Genomic DNA, 15,101 nt, shown 5'->3' with positions numbered 1-15,101 from the left:
ACGCGAAAATGCTTGCCTCACCTCCGGTTTGGCGCTGCCGAACGGAAATTATTACCGCTGTTCCGCCATATTGACGTCAGCCCAAAGCCGGGGCACAAAGATGGCATCCACGGTCGCTCGCGGCGGGAAAACATCGGGAAAACAAAGAGAACAGCTCTAAGTCTTAGAAATAATGCGATTATCCAGGCTCGCCAGCCATTTCTCCGAGACTACCCTGATTTCCTCGTTTCCGATATGGGGCCGGGAGCCGACTGTCCGATGCTAGGGTGCCGAAAGGCGATAGCGGACATCCAACCATGTATTGGTACTGCTGTCCGAGTTTGACCCAAAGGCGGCCTCTTGTCAGAGGCAGCGATCCGACTACTTGCCGATCTGGTTCAACTGCCGGTCGAAGTCTGCCGGATCGAAATAATCACGCCAGACCGTGATCACGCCGTTATCGACGGTCACTGTCCCCATGACGGGCAGCGTGATCCGTCCGCCGTTTTCGTGGAGGAAGATGTCGATCCGCTCGTTCAGCACGACGTTTCCCGCCGCCGCGATTTGCACCACCTTCCAGTCGACAGTAAACTTGTTGCCGATGCCGAAATCGCGGTGGAATTTTCGAACGTTCTCGCGGCCGGTGATATCGGGAAAGGGCACGTTGTCGTAGAGGACGTCTTCGGCGAGCATGGCGATGGCCTCGTCGATCCGATTGGCGCTCCAGTGGTCGAAAAACGTCTGTGCTATTTCGATGGCTGTGGTGGACATAGCGGGCTCCTGAATTGTTGAATATTGGCGGCGCGGAAGGTTAAAAGACCTCAGTTGAATTTCACGAGGTTGTGCGCTGGCAAAGGACCGCCCGGAAACTGGACGAGGCGGCTCCCAACGGCGAGGTCACCGAGATCGATGCCGAAGAAGCCAAGACGGTCGATCAGCGCGCCGATTTCCGCCTTGGCAGCGGCGTCGTCTCCGGAATAGAACAGAACGCGCTTGCCGCCTTCGCTGGTCGGGTCACCGGCGAGCACAGCGGCTGACAGATGGTTGAACGCCTTTACGACCCGAGCACCAGGAACCATCTCGACGAAAACATCCGACGACGTCCGGCCGCCGAGGTCTGCGGGCTGGAACAGCGGCGCTTCGATCGGGTTGTTAGTGTCGACGACGATCCGACCGTTCCAGTTGGGCAGACCGGCCATCGCCGCAGGAAGCTTCGACCAATTGACGGCGATGAAGACGATGTCTTTCGATGCGGCTTCCTCGCGCGAGCCGGCGGTAATCGATGGGCCGAGCGAGGCGACGAGTTCGGCAAGCGTTTCAGGGCCGCGGCTGTTGGAAAGCGTGGCTGCGATGCCCTTCCGTGCGAGAGTTGTCGCGATGGCGCGACCAATGTTTCCAGCGCCGATGATTCCGATGGATGTCATGGATTTGTCTCCTTGTTGAGAAGGGTCGATCAGGCGGTCTGGCCGCCGTCGACGTTGAGTGTTGCTCCGGTGATGTAGCTGGCGTCCGGGCCGGCGAGGAATGCGACCGCTGCGGCAATGTCTTCCGGCTTGCCGTAGCGCCCAAGCGCCGCAAGTCCCTTCAAAGTGTCTGCAAAGGGGCCGTTTGCCGGGTTCATGTCGGTGTCGATCGCACCGGGCTGAATCAGGTTGACGGTAATGTTGCGCGGGCCTAGATCACGGGACCAGCCGCGCGTATAGGCGCCCACTGCAGCCTTTGTTGCGATGTAGTCGGCCGCACCCGGAAAAGGAATGTGAACCGCGCCCGTTGTCCCGATCGAGACGATCCGTCCGCCGTCCGCCATTAGAGGAACTGCGGCGCGGACCGCGGCCGCGACACCCTTGACGTTGATGTCGATCTGTCGATCGAACGCCGCGATGTCTGCATTCGGGTCGTCGACACCGCCGGTGACGAAGACACCGGCCGAATTGACCAGGATGTCCAGCCGGCCAAACGCTTCGTGCGCCTGTCGCACAAGGTCTGCGACCTCGGACGCATTGGCCTGATCCGCCTTGATTGCCAGAGACCGACGCCCAAGGGCTTCGACCGCGCGCACGATCTCCTCTGCCTTGTCGCCAGAGGTTGAATAGCTGAAGACCACATCCGCTCCGTCATGGGCCAGGCGCTTGACGATGGCTGCGCCGATGCCCCGCGATCCGCCTGTAACGAGAGCCGCCTTGCCCAAGAGAGGCTGAGAATTCCGTGTCATCTGTTTGCTCCTTACGATCTTTGATGACGCAGATATGCACGATCTATTTCTCTTTGATTAGCTGGAATTGGCTTGTTATATCTTCAATGATCACTTGAAAGGAGCGACGATGGAAACACTGGCGAATCTTGAATCCTTCGTCCGCAGCGCCGAGCATGGCAGTTTTTCCGAAGCGGCCAGACGCATGTCGCTCACTCCGGCCGCCGTCAGCCGCAACGTCGCCATGCTTGAGCGCAACCTCGGTATCCGACTGTTCCATCGCTCGACGCGGAAGCTCGTTCTCACCGAGGCGGGCGAGAGCTTCAGATTGGCGGTCTCCGATAGCCTCGACATCATACAGGCAGCGATCGGAGGTGCGGCTGTGCAGGGTGAGCCGAAGGGTGTGCTCAAGGTCAGCCTGCCGCCCACCCTCGGCGTGCTGCATATCCTTCCCCATCTGCCGGAGTTTCTGAGGCTCTATCCGGGTGTGAAGCCGGAATGTCATTTCGATGCCAGACCCGTCGACCTTGTGGCCGATGGCTATGATGCAGCGATCGGCGGAGGCTTCGATCTGAACCCGGGCATTGTCGCCCGAACGCTGGCTCCGGTTCACATCATTGCGGTGGCATCACCGGGCTATATCGCAGGTCGCGTGCCGCCGTTCGACCCGGCGGGGTTGAAGGCCCTGGACAGCGTCGTGATGCGTTTGAGGCAGAGCGGACGCATCCGCCAATGGACGATGCGCGATGCGGCTGGCCGTGAGGCGGCTGCGGAGTTATCCGAAACTCTGGTCGTCAACGATCCCGCCGCCATGCTCAGTGCTGCCGTTCTAGGGGTGGGCGTCGCCCTAGTTCCGAAAGCAGACGCCCAGCCTCATCTCAAGGCCGGGCGTCTGGTCCGGCTGTTGCCGCAGTGGTATTGCGATGCAGGCGCGATTTCGGTGTACTTCGCAAGCCGATCACAGCTCCCTGCAAAGACCCGTGTCTTTATCGATTTTGTGACGGCTCTGGCAGAGCGCAATCAGTGGCCAGAGCAGTTTGCTGGCAGTCTCGGGTAACCGCATTTGACGCACTGGGGACACGATGCCGCCGCCGGGACGATGTCTGCTTCTGGGCAAGTACGGCACGACCTCTATGGCCGACAATGAGGCGCGAAGCGGGCGTGACCACTAGCGAAGCAGACTGAAAGCTCTCAGGAACTCATGCCAGTGCTGCGGATGACAGAAATGAAGGCGTGAAGCGGCCAGCCGCGCAGCGACCGCACGACGGTGAACTCGACCCAGAAGCGGAAATTATTTCCGCTCCACACCCATATTGACTGATGCCCAAAGCCAGGGCACAAAGATGGCATCCACGGTCGCTCGCGATGAGAAAACAGAGAGAATTTCAAGGCTTATCATCTAAGACATTGAAATCATGTGAGAATCCAGGTTCTCCAGGCAAGCCATTTTAGGTCGGTTTTGCGCGTGAATTTGGTGGCTGTTTCTCACAGAAAAAAGCGACGTCTTCTCAACAACTTGAAGAATTCTGAGGGCCGTTCATCAGGCCATCCTTCGTGCTCAAACGGGTCTCACAAAATCGGCTGGGGACCTACAAGAGACAACCGCCTTCGGCCGACACCAGACTGTCCGCTTCCGACCAAGGGAGGGAAGAGGCTGACACATGCCGAGACCGCAATTGAGAAAGCTGAGACCCTGACAAGGGCCTCGCTCTGTCAGAATTTCGCGAAGCTCCGCGCGTTGAATTGCTGCAGGATAGCTTGCTGACAAGCTTCAACATCATGGTCGGCCCTGTCGCGCCTGCTTGGCACTGCCGGGATCAGTCAAGGTTATGGGATTGCTGCCACCAACAGGAAGACGGCGAAGATCCGACGGCCCGATATGCATAAACTTCAGCGCAAGAAGTGCGGATGCCAGCGCTGGCGCTATCCACGTCCATCTCGGGATCGCACGCTGTATGTTGGACATCCGGACGTCCTCGTTGACTTGATATCAGGCGCAGGTCGCAGTCCTCGAGACACCCTCAGAAACGCATTGAAAAACCCAATACCGGACCATGCTGGGTAACGTCCCAGCGAAATTGGTTTCCTGTGAAATCTTCCGTTTCGTAGTCTTGCGAAAGCACACGATACCCAACGCGCAAAATCGTCGGATGATTGAACATGTAGGTCCGGTATCCGAGATAGGCCTGGGCATTTATAGCGAGCTTCGAACCAATATCGAACCCGCCAATGTCGGCTTCGCCGGCCAGGTTCCATCGCTCTGAAAGATCTGCGCTCAGACGCACGCCCACGAACGGGTCAAGCCAGGCCGCAGACTTGTTTGCCGAGATGAATCCTGCATCAGCATCCGCTTCGAGTTTTGTCCAACGAACGCCGACCGTCGGCTCGACGGTGAAATGCCGGGGTTCGCCGAACACCGTGTCTCCCCCAAGTGCCAGGTCGTAGACGCGGTAGTAAGCGCCGACTGCCAGAATAGTCGTCCTGATCTTCAAGCCGACTTCGAAGTCGGCGAGATCCTCGTCCTGGCTCGTCTGAACATACTGTCCATCAACGTAGAAGCCGAACAGTCCGTTCGTCACTTCTACATTGCCCATGGCCGCAAGATCGAGATGTTTGAAAATATCGGAGAACGGAATATCGACATTGCTGTCCAACCCTGCCAGCGACGCATTGCCGTGAAGGGACGCAGCCCAGACATAGGGGCTGACGATTACGCTCCATTCACGGTCAGCAAGTAGATCAGTCGCCTTATCTTCGGCGGATGCTGGAAGTGACAATGCGAGCGTAAGCCCCGCCGCCAGAATGATGTTGTAAAACATAAGTCTCCCCCACCGGCAACTGTGCGTACTTTGATGATAGCACTATAGTTTTCGCTTGCAAGCAATGGTTATGTAAGCGTAACCTATTTTGACTTTGCGTTGAAAATTGAATGCGGGCAGATGCTTGTGTCGTGATGCTCGCGGAGGGGGAAGCATGAGATTTCGGTTTGGCACCAAGTACGGCCATCTCGCCAGCGACCTGCCTTGCAAATGTTGCGATCCCGTATTGCAGACGCTCACTCACCGAATGAATGCCGATCTTCGGCGCCGCGGATTTTTCATCGGCGCTGCTGCGATGCTGGCCGGGTTCGGGCTAGCGGGTCTGCCGAGCGCCGTGCGGGCTCAGTCAACGCCGCCAAAAGCAGTGTTGTTCGAAAACGTGCGCATATTCGACGGGATGTCGGAAACTTTGTCCAGTCCATCCAATGTGCTGGTGATCGGAAACCTGATAACGTCAATTTCGCCGTCACCCATCCAGATTCCAGCCGACCTTTCCGTCACGCGAATAGCGGGCGGCGGGCGAACATTGATGCCGGGCATGATCGACGCGCATACCCACATCATGTTTGCGACCGTTCCCCAATTGGCCGTCCTGACTGCTGACATCGGCTTCATCAATGTCGCGGCAGTGAAGGCGGCCAACGACACCTTGATGAGGGGGTTCACCACAATTCGCGATATGGGCGGCCCATGCTTCGGGTTGAAGCGCGGCATCGATACCGGACTCGTTCCCGGGCCAAGGATCTGGCCATCGGGCGCGTTCATCTCGCAAACGGGTGGCCACGGCGACTTCAGGCTTCCGGTCGACCTCCCCGCGCGACCGGACGATTTCACCTACAGCGAGCGTGTGGGCGGCTCGGCCATTGCCGACGATCCCGGCACGGTCCGCAAGCGCGCCCGCGAACAACTGGCACTCGGCGCGTCGCAGATCAAGATCATGGCCGGTGGAGGCGTGTCATCCGCGTTCGATCCGCTCGATGTGACGCAGTTCACGCTTGAGGAGATGCAGGCGGGCGTCGGCGCCTCGGAAAACTGGGGGACGTATGCGACGGTTCATGCCTACACGCCAAAGGCTGTCGCCCAGGCGGTCGCCGCTGGCGTTCGGTGCATAGAGCATGGCAACCTGCTCGACGACGAGACGGTGGCCCTGCTCGCGGAAAAAGGTATCTGGTGGTGCCTGCAGCCCTTTCTGGACGATCAGGACGCAACGCCCTTTGCCGAGGGGTCGCCAAACAGACGCAAGCAACTGGAGATGTTTTCCGGCACCGACGCCGCCTACGCGCTTGCCAAGAAGCACAAGGTCAAGACGGCCTGGGGTACCGACACGCTGTTCGATGCTAAGGCAGCCGCGCGGCAGGGTGCACAACTCACAAAGCTCACCCGCTGGTACAAGCCTGCCGAAATCCTGAAGATGGCGACGGGGGACAATGGCCAGCTACTCGCGCTCTCCCGCCTTCGGAGCCCTTACGAAGGGAAGCTGGGCGTGGTTCAAGAAGGCGCGCTTGCCGACTTGCTGCTGGTCGACGGCGACCCGATTGCGGACATCGCCTTGGTCGAGGACCCGGCGAAAAACTTCCTTGTGATCATGAAGGATGGGCAGTTGAGCAAGAACATTGCTGCGTAGACCAGTTTGTCCCCTTGCCGTCCCCCTCGCCACGGAGAGATCGATGGATCGCGCCGGTATCGGTCACTTGGCAAACCGCTTCTTGAGTTGCTCAACCGCCGAGTGATCCATATCAGGCGGATCGGTCAACGCGATCCAACTGTCAATATAGTCCTCGGGAGCGTAGACGTGGCCGAATCCGACCGGAGACGTTGTTCCGATCGCCATGTCGAAAGCGAGCTGTAGCATCGTCACCACGGGAACCCACCTGAACTGCGGCGAGACGTCCGGACCTCGTTGACCCTGCATCCAATCAGGCTCTTTGAAAAAAGACGATGTTTCAAAAAAGACGATCGGATCACTGGCATATTGGAGGTAAATGAAGCGTATCGGACCCCAGGCCGCATCGTACTGCGAAGGTGTCATTGTCTGGTTCGAGAAACGGACCACCGAACCATCACGAAACCTGGGAAGCCACGCAGGAGAACCAGTTTGACGCTGATTGGTTATAGCGCGCCATCTTTCACTTCGAAACGGAGGACCGCTCCACAGAGCGCCCTGGAAGGGATCAGCCACAACATCGTATATGTCGGTCGAAAGCTGTGAATTGAGCGCTCCAAGGCTGAGGCCGTAAAGATAAAGCTTCGGCCGCTGTTCACGCGGAAGCGTTTTCCAGTGGTCGTAGACTTCGGTGAACAAGGCCCTCGCCGCAGCCTGACCATTGTCCGGCTCCACCATCAAAGACAACCAGCTCGCAAGATAGGAATATTGGAGCGCGACGCTGGCCACATCGCCGCGGTGAAGAAACTCGAGCGTGTCCATGGCGGCGGGGTCGACCCATCCGGTTCCTGTCGGGACGATAATGACGAGGATCGACCGATCGAAACCTCCCTGTCGCTGAAGCTCCTTCAGGGCGAGCGCGGCTCTGGCTTCCACCGTATCGCCGTTGTTGAGCCCGATATAGGCCCGGATCGGCTCATCGGCTGTCTGCTGCCAGAACGCGCCGATGTCGGGCGCAGTGGGGCCAGAGCTGACAAAACGGCGCCCCTGCAGTCCAAGGCCCTCCCACGGCACCAGTGAAGATGCACTCCCGGTTTTCGCCTGGTCGGTCGGTGCAGGAGTATCGTCGTCGATCAGCGCGTCAACTTTCTGGAACGAGGCATCCGTTGCGTCCAGCGCCCATCGCAGCAGCAGCCCCTGCCCGGCAGTCCAGAACAACAGGGCGGCCAGGGTCACGCCAAGGGCGCTCGCCACCCGTCGGGGAACGTACCTGTTGATCCACCTCGAAAGACCGCGAGCCGCAAGCTGAAAGAAACGTCCTGTAATGAGCAGCACGACAAAGGCGAGGATGGCAACAAAAGCCAGTTTCAAAGGCTCGGCGCTATCGAGCGCGTCCATGCGCCAAAGCACGCGAATGGAATTTTGCCATTCGACCGCATGCCACAGAAAAACGCTCGAGATGAGTATCGCAACGACGAGGAATGCGACCGTCAGAGGTCGTTCCCTGCGCGACTCGCGAGGAAGTTCGAGGTAGCTCCAAAGCCAACCCACTGCCACGCCCGCCATATAGCCCACGGCAGCGCAAACGCCCGAAAGCGCTCCTTGCACCAGGTAAGACCGAGGCATGAGACTTGGTGTGAGAGAGGCCGCAAAGAAAACGAGCGCGATGAACGTGCCTGTGTGGGACATAGAACCGAGAAAACGCCGGACCATTTGGTACATCAAACTGCTCCTGACCGGAGTTTCGCTACCCTTAGCATCAAATCGCGGGAAATCGTCGCCGCCATCATTGCCCTATGCTCAAAGCTGCATTTGCGGTGCGTGCTCGAAGGCGTCGAGACCCAAGAGGAGATGGCTGTTCTTGCGGCCCACAAGCCGCATCTGATCCAGGGATACCTGTTCGGACGGCCCATGAGCGGTGAGGATGCCAGCCAACTCATCGCAAGTCAGCTGCAATCAAATACAAATCAAACAGCATTACAGATCCAGTCAGCTTGAGGGATCACGATTTGAAATCTTCTGGATTCGACAGCGTAGTCTCCCCGCTTCAGAAGCGGAGAGCAAGGGTTTCACAAAGCTAGTGGCTTGTCATTGGCGGCGCAGCGAACGACTGGTTACGGGATCTAGGTCCAATATCGCGAATGGCCGATTGGGAGGCGCAAAGCTGCCACGCGAACATGCCCGCCTCACCCCCGGCTTGGCCCTCCCGAGCGGAAATAATTGCCGCTCTGCCGCCATGTTGACGTCAGCCCAAAGCCAGGGCACAAAGATGGAATCCACGGTCGCTCGCGGCAGAAAAATTTAAGGAAATCAAAGGCTATCTTTCTAAGCCTTTGAAATCATGTGAAAATCCAGGTTCCCCAGCCAATTCTGCTTAAAAGCCAGTATTTGCCTTCTCATCCAGTCGTTCCAGATATCCTTTTGGCATCATAGGCGACATGATGCCCAGGCAGATCAAGCGCGATGGCCGAACTTCCGGGAAAAGATAGGCAATCGTCATGGCCGTGCGCCACGAGGTCGAGATTCTGATCAGAAGCATCTTCCATTTGTCTGACCTCATTGGGTGATCAGGCTTTAATGGTAAGGCATGCTTGGCCTGACGACCGCTGCCAAATTTTGAAGATGGGCCGTTTTGGCGCCCATCATTACAATCCATTCCCTCAAGGCCTTGGCAAAAAATTTGGGGTTATTGCCCGAGTAAGCCATACGTTATGAAGGACCATTTTTCAGCGAACAGACCAATAGAAAGAGTTAAAAGCTTGAGCCCTTCCGCAACCTTAATCTTGGCTGGGTCGCGGCATCACTTAATACAATGATATTATTTATATAATTTCAGTTTTTCGCCTGCCCGTCATCCCTCATGGTCTCTTTTTGAGTAATCAAGCGGGCGCTATGCTGGCCGCTCAGATAAATCCACAGCCAGCTCCAGGCGACAGCAAGTCTTGAGCGTGTGCCAATGAGAAAATAGATATGTGCAAGACCCCATATCCACCATGCGAGACTACCCGTTAGCTTTACCTTACCAAAGTCAACGATGGCCGCGCTCTGGCCGATGGTGGCAAGGCTACCTTGATGCCGGTAATGGAATGGCGCGGGAGCGGGCTTGCCTTTCAGTCTTGCCTTGATCACTCTGGCGACATAGGCGCCCTGTTGTTTGGCCGCAGGCGCAATACCCGGTACAGGCGTGTTATTGCCTTGGATGACCGACGCCGTGTCTCCGATCACGAAGACATCGGGCATTCCCGGAGAGGTCAGATCTTTTTCAACAACGACGCGACCCGCCCTGTCGGCGGGAACACTGAGCCAACGCGCCGCAGCCGATGCCTGAACACCAGCCGCCCAGACAATCGTCCGGCTTGGAGTGAACTGTTCACCAATCTGTACGCCCTCGCTTGAGCACTGTGTAACAGGCTGCCCAAGACGAACTTCAACGCCGAGTTTTTCCAACACGCCTTGTGCATAGGCAGACAGTTCCGGGGCAAAGCTTGGCAGCACGCGCTGGCCCGCCTCGACCAGGATCACCTTTGTCCTGCGGGTATCGATGGCGCGAAATTCCTTGGGGAGAGTCTTGTGTGCAAGCTCGGCGATAATACCGGCAAGCTCGACGCCGGTCGGACCGGCTCCAACGATGGTGAAGGTCAGAAGCGCCTCACGCATCGCCGGGTCAGGGGTGGTTTCTGCCTGCTCGAAGGCCAGAAGGAGGCGGCGGCGAATTGTCGTGGCATCCTCCAGCGTCTTCAGGCCCGGTGCCACAGGCTCCCATTCATCGCGTCCGAAATAAGCGTGGGTCGCTCCGGTGGCAAGAACAAGCGTGTCGTAGGATATGGATGCACCACTGCGCAACATGACCTGCTTTGCAGCGACATCGACGCCGCCGACTTCACCCAGCAATGTCGAAACCTCCTGCCGGTCGCTATAGAGATGGCGAATGGGCCAGGCGATTTCCGAGGTGGACAGAATGGTTGTTGCAACCTGATAAAGAAGGGGTTGGAAAAGGTGATGGTTTCGCCGATCGATCAGCGTTATCCGCGCTCCGCTGCCTTTGAGATCATGCACCAGCTGAAGCCCGCCAAAGCCACCGCCAACAACCACGACGTGGTGATCACTCATGATCGATCTTTCTCTTTTTATACCGCGTGAAATTCAGCTCAATGTAAACGCAGACCATGTGCACAAAATTACAGTTGAAATTCTGGCCTATGGTCTGGCATGCAACTCATCGCCTTTGCGTTGATGCTACAGTATTGTGTGCATCATAAAACACACAATACTGCACTCAACGGCATATATTTCCACCAAGGTCCGCCGAATGCACGCCACGGCGCGCATTCCTTCTCGCATAAGGCCAGAACTTACAGAGCCATGTCCGGCACACGTTTGATGTCTGCCGCCGGTGCGCTGACACCTGGCTTTGTTATTGCGGACATGTCGATTGCCGGTGGTGCGAGCGTCAGTTGAAGGCGCTCTGCCGTCGCTGCCCATTCCTTGGCCAGCATGTCTGGGTTCTCATTGAGATTGACGCCATAGCTTGGCACCATGGTGCGCACTTTCTCCTGCCATTCCGGTGTCGCCAATTTCTCGGCAAACACTTTCTGGAGCAGATCCAGCATGATCGGTGCCGCCGTCGACGCGCCCGGCGAAGCGCCGAGCAGGGCGGCAATGCTGCCATCCTTGGCCGCCACAATTTCTGTTCCGAGCTTGAGAATGCCGCCCTTTTTGGCGTCTCTTTTGATGATCTGAACGCGCTGGCCTGCCTGCCAAAGGCGCCAATCCTCGGCCTTGGCATTGGGAAAATAGGCACGCAGAGCCTCTAGCCGATCTGCGTCTGACAGCAAAAGCTGCCCGGCCAGATATTCGACCAGATCAAACTCATCATAGCCAACTTTCAGCATGGGCCAGATGTTTTCGAGCGTGATTGTCGCAGGCAGATCGAACAGCGATCCTTCCTTCAGGAATTTTGTCGAGAAGGTTGCGAAGGGGCCAAACAACAGGTGGCGCTTGCCATCAAACACGCGGGTATCGAGATGCGGAACCGACATCGGAGGCGCACCGGTGGAAGCCTGGCCGTAGGCCTTGGCAAAATGCTGGTTTGCAATCTCCGGCTTGTCGCAGACCAGGAAAGAACCGCCGACGGGGAAGCCCGCGTAATCATCGCCTTCAGGAATGCCAGCCATCTGCAGAAGGTGCAACGCACCACCACCCGCACCGATGAACACGAACTTCGCCTTGACCGTGCTTGACGATCCATCCTTGCGATTGGAGGTGCTGACGTTCCACGATCCGTCACTGTTCTTTTCGATAGCCTCCACTTCGCTGGAGGTGCGCAGCGTAAAGTTTGGATGGCTCTTCAGATGCGTGACGTACTGGCGGGTCACTTCGCCCCAATCGGCGTCGGTGCCAAGCGGGCTCCAGGTGGCGGCGAGTTTCTGGGCGCGGTCACGCCCATCCATCATCAGCGGCACCCATTCGGCAATCTTGTCATGATCGGTCGAAAACTGCATGCCGGAAAACAGCGGGCTTGCTTTCAACGCGTCAAACCGCTTGGCAAGAAACGCTGTGTTCTCATCGCCCCAGACGAAACTCATATGCGGTGTCGAGTTGAGGAACGAGCGCGGATTTTTCAACACGCCAACATCGACCTGATGGGCAAGAAACTGGCGGGTGATCTGGAAGGCCGAATTGATCTCAATCGCCTTTTCGATATGCACATTGCCTTTCGCATCCATCGGCGAATAATTCAGCTCGGCCAGGGCCGAATGCCCCGTGCCGGCATTGTTCCAGCCGTTGGAGCTTTCCATGGCCACGGTGTCGAGCCGCTCCAGCATTTCAATCGTCCAGTTCGGCTCAAGCTGGCTGAGCAGAACACCCAGCGTCGCACTCATGATGCCGCCGCCGATCAAAAGCACATCCACGGTTTTTTCCGGCGCCTGCGCCCAGCTGGGTACAGAGGTCGCACCGAGAGCAACAGCCCCAGTGGCCGCCGATCCCAAAAGCTGACGGCGGCTCAAAACCGGGCCTTGGACGCCTGCGGCAATGGATGGGTTGTCTTTACGATGAACGGGCATCTGGCACCTAATTGAGTTTAAGGGCGACTGCGATTGCCGTGGGCTTTGACGATCGCACCATATAGTCACAAGTCTGCACGCGACTTTCTGTCGCGCAGGTGCTGGGGTTTGACGCAGTGAAATGACAAAAGCCATTAAATAGAAATTTAAGAACGGCCATTCCGGTCCCTGACGGCAAGCCTGGCTACGTGCACCCGTGCGCTGAATCACACACCGCACAATTGCGCTATTTTTTGAAAAACCGTAGGAGTGAAACAGCAAACCGGTATTTGAAACGCGCGTGTGCTCTGGCAATAATGGATGACCTGCAACATCTATGGAGGTACCGACGCATCAAGGAATAGGCCATGGCGAAAGTTATCCTTATCGAGGATGATGAAGATACGGCACAAGATATCTGCGCTGAGCTGAAAGATTACGGATACGCCGTTGATTGGGAATCCGATGGTGCCAGGGGCCTTGAACGCGCAAGGAATGGCGGGGCTGATATCCTGATCGTTGACCGTATGCTGCCTGGTATGGACGGCCTTGCTGTGATTGATACATTGCGGCGCGAACAGGTTCGCACGCCTGTGCTTGTCATCAGCGCCCTCAGTGCCGTCAACGACCGTGTGCGCGGCCTGCGGGCCGGTGGAGACGACTATCTCACCAAGCCCTTTGCGATCCTCGAACTTGTAGCCCGCGTGGAAGCCCTTCTTCGCCGCCCCGCTGACATGTCGGCAAAAGTGCTGCGGGTTGGACCGCTTGAGCTTGATCTTCTGGAGCGCAGCGCTTGCCGCGGCGAAAGGGAGATTGAGCTTCTTCCCCGTGAATTCAAGCTGCTCGAATATATGATGCGCCATTGCGAGCAGCTTCTGACGCGCGGAATGCTGTTTGAGGAAGTCTGGAAATATAAGTTCGTTCCCGATTCAAACCTCATCGATGTGCATATGGGTCGGCTCAGACGAAAAATTGATCATCCGGGAGATCATCCCATGATCGCCAATGTTCGTGGAGAAGGTTTTGTACTTCGCGCGCCCGATTGAATGGGTCCGGCAATCCCGTTTCCGCTATGTGGTGGCGCTGGTGGCGGCAATAACGGTCACCATGGTGCTGAGCTTTTGCTTTGCTTATTTTCAAACCACTGGCCGTGAGTTGATCAATCAACTGGATGAGCTGGTTTTGCAAGAAGCAAGCGTCATCACGCAAGGTGCTCTTCTGGGGCGGATGGATGCCTATGAGGAACGCGTGCGGCAAGACCCGCGACGGGTGAAGCCAACGGGTATTTTCACAGCCAATGGCCACCATGTGTCGGGAAATGTCCAGCAATTTCCAAAGGGCCTGGCGCTGGATATGCCGCCCAGACAGGTTTCCATTGTTCGCACCGACCAAACACCACCGCGACAACAGCGGGCGCGCGCGGTTGCGCGACGCCTGCCAGATGGCAATATTCTGTTCGTTGGCTGGAGTACGGCCGATAATGAGCAGGCCGCCTCCATGGTGGAAACAGGCCTGCTGTTTGGACTCGTTCCGGTGCTGACGTTTGGCCTGGCGGCAGCGGTGTTTTTCGGTTTGAACGCCCATAGGCGCGTCAACGAAATGCAAATCCGGATCGCACAGATTGTTGCGGGCGATTTGAAACAACGCCTGCCCTACCGCAATGTGCAGGACCCGCTCGACAACCTTGCGCAAATCGTCAACGGCATGCTCGACGAAATGCAGACCTTCATCGAAGACCTCGCCGCCGTCGGTGACGATATAGCCCATGATCTGAGAACACCTCTGGCCAGAGTGCGCCTTGGCCTGGAAAGGGCTCGGCGCAATGCGACCTCTGTTGAGGACATGCAGATTGCCATGGATCGGGCGATTTCAGGAATTGACCACGCGATCTCCATCGTCACGGCCATTTTGCGTGTTCGAGAGATTGAACAAGCGCGCCGACTTCAGGCCTTTGACAAAGTGGAACTCGCGGAGCTCGTGCTGGAAGTTGGCGACCTCTACGAGCCCATTGCCGAAGAGAAGCAGCTGACACTGGCAGTGAAGGCGGATGCCAACATTGTCGTTCACGGAGATCGGGATCTGATTTTCGAGGCCGTCGCCAATCTCGTTGATAACGCCATAAAATTCACGCCCGAAGGCGGCAGGATCGATGTTTGCCTTATCGTGGAAGACGAGCGTAAAGCGCTGCGTGTGAGTGACACCGGTCCCGGTGTGCCAGAAAGCGAGCGAAATCTCCTTATCCAGCGCTTTTACCGCTCAGACCGAAGCCGCCACACAAGAGGGTTGGGGTTGGGATTGACCTTGGTGGCGGCAATTACCAAATTGCACGGCTTCCGGTTCGACGTGCTGCCAACCAAGGGCTTCACGACAGAGATCACGTTTCCACAAAATGCACGAGACAAGGACTGATGACGTCGCCGTAACAGGCATGCGCCCGGGCGTCTCGAATGCAGCGCATTGTTGTG

Annotated in this window: 14 protein-coding genes; 6 read left to right on the top strand and 8 right to left on the bottom strand. The window is 57.3% G+C overall.

Annotated elements, in window-relative coordinates:
- Positions 1-360: 360 nt before the first annotated feature.
- From G6L01_RS01685 to G6L01_RS01675, 3 genes are read right to left on the bottom strand one after another with little or no spacing between them, the layout of a single operon-like run.
- A complete protein-coding gene (locus G6L01_RS01685; protein WP_070166389.1) occupies positions 361-750 on the bottom strand; it encodes a limonene-1,2-epoxide hydrolase family protein in 390 nt (129 codons plus the stop codon).
- Positions 751-800: 50 nt separating this feature from the next.
- On the bottom strand, positions 801-1,403 hold the full coding sequence (locus G6L01_RS01680) for an NADPH-dependent F420 reductase (protein ID WP_070166388.1): 603 nt from the start codon (positions 1,401-1,403) through the stop codon (positions 801-803).
- Positions 1,404-1,432: 29 nt separating this feature from the next.
- Complete coding sequence (locus G6L01_RS01675; RefSeq protein ID WP_070166387.1) at positions 1,433-2,191, bottom strand: SDR family oxidoreductase; 759 nt, start codon at positions 2,189-2,191, stop codon at positions 1,433-1,435.
- Positions 2,192-2,300: 109 nt separating this feature from the next.
- Here G6L01_RS01675 and G6L01_RS01670 point away from each other — a divergent pair, with 109 nt between their 5' ends.
- Entirely contained in the window at positions 2,301-3,227 is a 927-nt protein-coding gene (locus G6L01_RS01670) for a LysR family transcriptional regulator (RefSeq protein WP_070166386.1), read from the top strand.
- A gap of 964 nt (positions 3,228-4,191) precedes the next feature.
- Here G6L01_RS01670 and G6L01_RS01665 read toward each other — a convergent pair.
- Positions 4,192-4,989: a porin family protein gene (locus G6L01_RS01665; protein WP_070166385.1), complete on the bottom strand. Its 798-nt coding sequence runs from the start codon at positions 4,987-4,989 to the stop codon at positions 4,192-4,194.
- Between the two features lie 154 nt (positions 4,990-5,143).
- On the opposite strand from G6L01_RS01665, the gene G6L01_RS01660 reads away from it, so the two are divergent.
- Positions 5,144-6,613: a metal-dependent hydrolase family protein gene (locus tag G6L01_RS01660; protein ID WP_081344154.1), complete on the top strand. Its 1,470-nt coding sequence runs from the start codon at positions 5,144-5,146 to the stop codon at positions 6,611-6,613.
- A 63-nt stretch (positions 6,614-6,676) separates the two neighbouring features.
- Here G6L01_RS01660 and G6L01_RS01655 read toward each other — a convergent pair whose 3' ends face one another.
- Positions 6,677-8,314 carry an alpha/beta hydrolase gene (locus tag G6L01_RS01655; RefSeq protein ID WP_070166384.1) on the bottom strand — a complete coding sequence of 546 codons (1,638 nt, stop codon included), beginning with the start codon at positions 8,312-8,314 and terminating at the stop codon, positions 6,677-6,679.
- Between G6L01_RS01655 and G6L01_RS01650 the strand changes: the two genes are divergently transcribed.
- Complete coding sequence (locus G6L01_RS01650) at positions 8,273-8,590, top strand: EAL domain-containing protein (RefSeq protein ID WP_081344153.1); 318 nt, start codon at positions 8,273-8,275, stop codon at positions 8,588-8,590. The genes G6L01_RS01655 and G6L01_RS01650 overlap by 42 nt on opposite strands.
- 376 nt (positions 8,591-8,966) lie before the next feature.
- On the opposite strand, the gene G6L01_RS01645 is transcribed toward G6L01_RS01650, so the two are convergent.
- Together G6L01_RS01645 and G6L01_RS01640 are read right to left on the bottom strand one after the other, a co-directional pair.
- Positions 8,967-9,092, bottom strand: a complete 126-nt coding sequence (locus G6L01_RS01645; protein WP_272951020.1) for a hypothetical protein — start codon at positions 9,090-9,092, stop codon at positions 8,967-8,969.
- A 332-nt stretch (positions 9,093-9,424) separates the two neighbouring features.
- Positions 9,425-10,702, bottom strand: coding sequence for an NAD(P)/FAD-dependent oxidoreductase (locus tag G6L01_RS01640; RefSeq protein WP_070166382.1), 1,278 nt, complete (start codon positions 10,700-10,702; stop codon positions 9,425-9,427).
- Here G6L01_RS01640 and G6L01_RS01635 point away from each other — a divergent pair.
- A complete protein-coding gene (locus G6L01_RS01635) occupies positions 10,701-10,826 on the top strand; it encodes a hypothetical protein (protein WP_272951019.1) in 126 nt (41 codons plus the stop codon). The genes G6L01_RS01640 and G6L01_RS01635 overlap by 2 nt on opposite strands.
- Before the next feature lie 118 nt (positions 10,827-10,944).
- On the opposite strand, the gene mqo is transcribed toward G6L01_RS01635, so the two are convergent.
- Positions 10,945-12,657 carry a malate dehydrogenase (quinone) gene (gene mqo, locus G6L01_RS01630; RefSeq protein ID WP_070166381.1) on the bottom strand — a complete coding sequence of 571 codons (1,713 nt, stop codon included), beginning with the start codon at positions 12,655-12,657 and terminating at the stop codon, positions 10,945-10,947.
- Positions 12,658-13,004: 347 nt separating this feature from the next.
- Between mqo and G6L01_RS01625 the strand changes: the two genes are divergently transcribed.
- A complete protein-coding gene (locus G6L01_RS01625; RefSeq protein ID WP_070166380.1) occupies positions 13,005-13,682 on the top strand; it encodes a response regulator transcription factor in 678 nt (225 codons plus the stop codon).
- Positions 13,660-15,045, top strand: a complete 1,386-nt coding sequence (locus G6L01_RS01620; protein WP_234892038.1) for a sensor histidine kinase — start codon at positions 13,660-13,662, stop codon at positions 15,043-15,045. Before G6L01_RS01625 ends, G6L01_RS01620 begins: the two co-directional genes overlap by 23 nt.
- Positions 15,046-15,101: the final 56 nt, after the last annotated feature.

It is taken from the genome of Agrobacterium vitis (genome assembly GCF_013337045.2).
In the GTDB taxonomy this organism is placed as follows: Bacteria; Pseudomonadota; Alphaproteobacteria; order Rhizobiales; family Rhizobiaceae; genus Allorhizobium; species Allorhizobium vitis_B.
The sequence above is the reverse complement of the archived record's forward strand: the minus strand, read 5'-3'. Positions and strand labels throughout refer to the sequence as shown.

What these genes read in the sequence shown, in the direction of transcription:
- G6L01_RS01665 (WP_070166385.1), bottom strand. Translation starts at nt 4,989, where the DNA reads ATGTTTTACAACATCATTCTGGCGGCGGGGCTTACGCTCGCATTGTCA.
- G6L01_RS01635 (WP_272951019.1), top strand. Translation starts at nt 10,701, where the DNA reads ATGATCGATCTTTCTCTTTTTATACCGCGTGAAATTCAGCTCAATGTA.
- G6L01_RS01660 (WP_081344154.1), top strand. Translation starts at nt 5,144, where the DNA reads ATGAGATTTCGGTTTGGCACCAAGTACGGCCATCTCGCCAGCGACCTG.
- G6L01_RS01680 (WP_070166388.1), bottom strand. Translation starts at nt 1,403, where the DNA reads ATGACATCCATCGGAATCATCGGCGCTGGAAACATTGGTCGCGCCATC.
- G6L01_RS01670 (WP_070166386.1), top strand. Translation starts at nt 2,301, where the DNA reads ATGGAAACACTGGCGAATCTTGAATCCTTCGTCCGCAGCGCCGAGCAT.
- G6L01_RS01655 (WP_070166384.1), bottom strand. Translation starts at nt 8,314, where the DNA reads ATGTACCAAATGGTCCGGCGTTTTCTCGGTTCTATGTCCCACACAGGC.
- G6L01_RS01645 (WP_272951020.1), bottom strand. Translation starts at nt 9,092, where the DNA reads ATGACGATTGCCTATCTTTTCCCGGAAGTTCGGCCATCGCGCTTGATC.
- G6L01_RS01640 (WP_070166382.1), bottom strand. Translation starts at nt 10,702, where the DNA reads ATGAGTGATCACCACGTCGTGGTTGTTGGCGGTGGCTTTGGCGGGCTT.
- G6L01_RS01675 (WP_070166387.1), bottom strand. Translation starts at nt 2,191, where the DNA reads ATGACACGGAATTCTCAGCCTCTCTTGGGCAAGGCGGCTCTCGTTACA.
- mqo (WP_070166381.1), bottom strand. Translation starts at nt 12,657, where the DNA reads ATGCCCGTTCATCGTAAAGACAACCCATCCATTGCCGCAGGCGTCCAA.
- G6L01_RS01685 (WP_070166389.1), bottom strand. Translation starts at nt 750, where the DNA reads ATGTCCACCACAGCCATCGAAATAGCACAGACGTTTTTCGACCACTGG.
- G6L01_RS01625 (WP_070166380.1), top strand. Translation starts at nt 13,005, where the DNA reads ATGGCGAAAGTTATCCTTATCGAGGATGATGAAGATACGGCACAAGAT.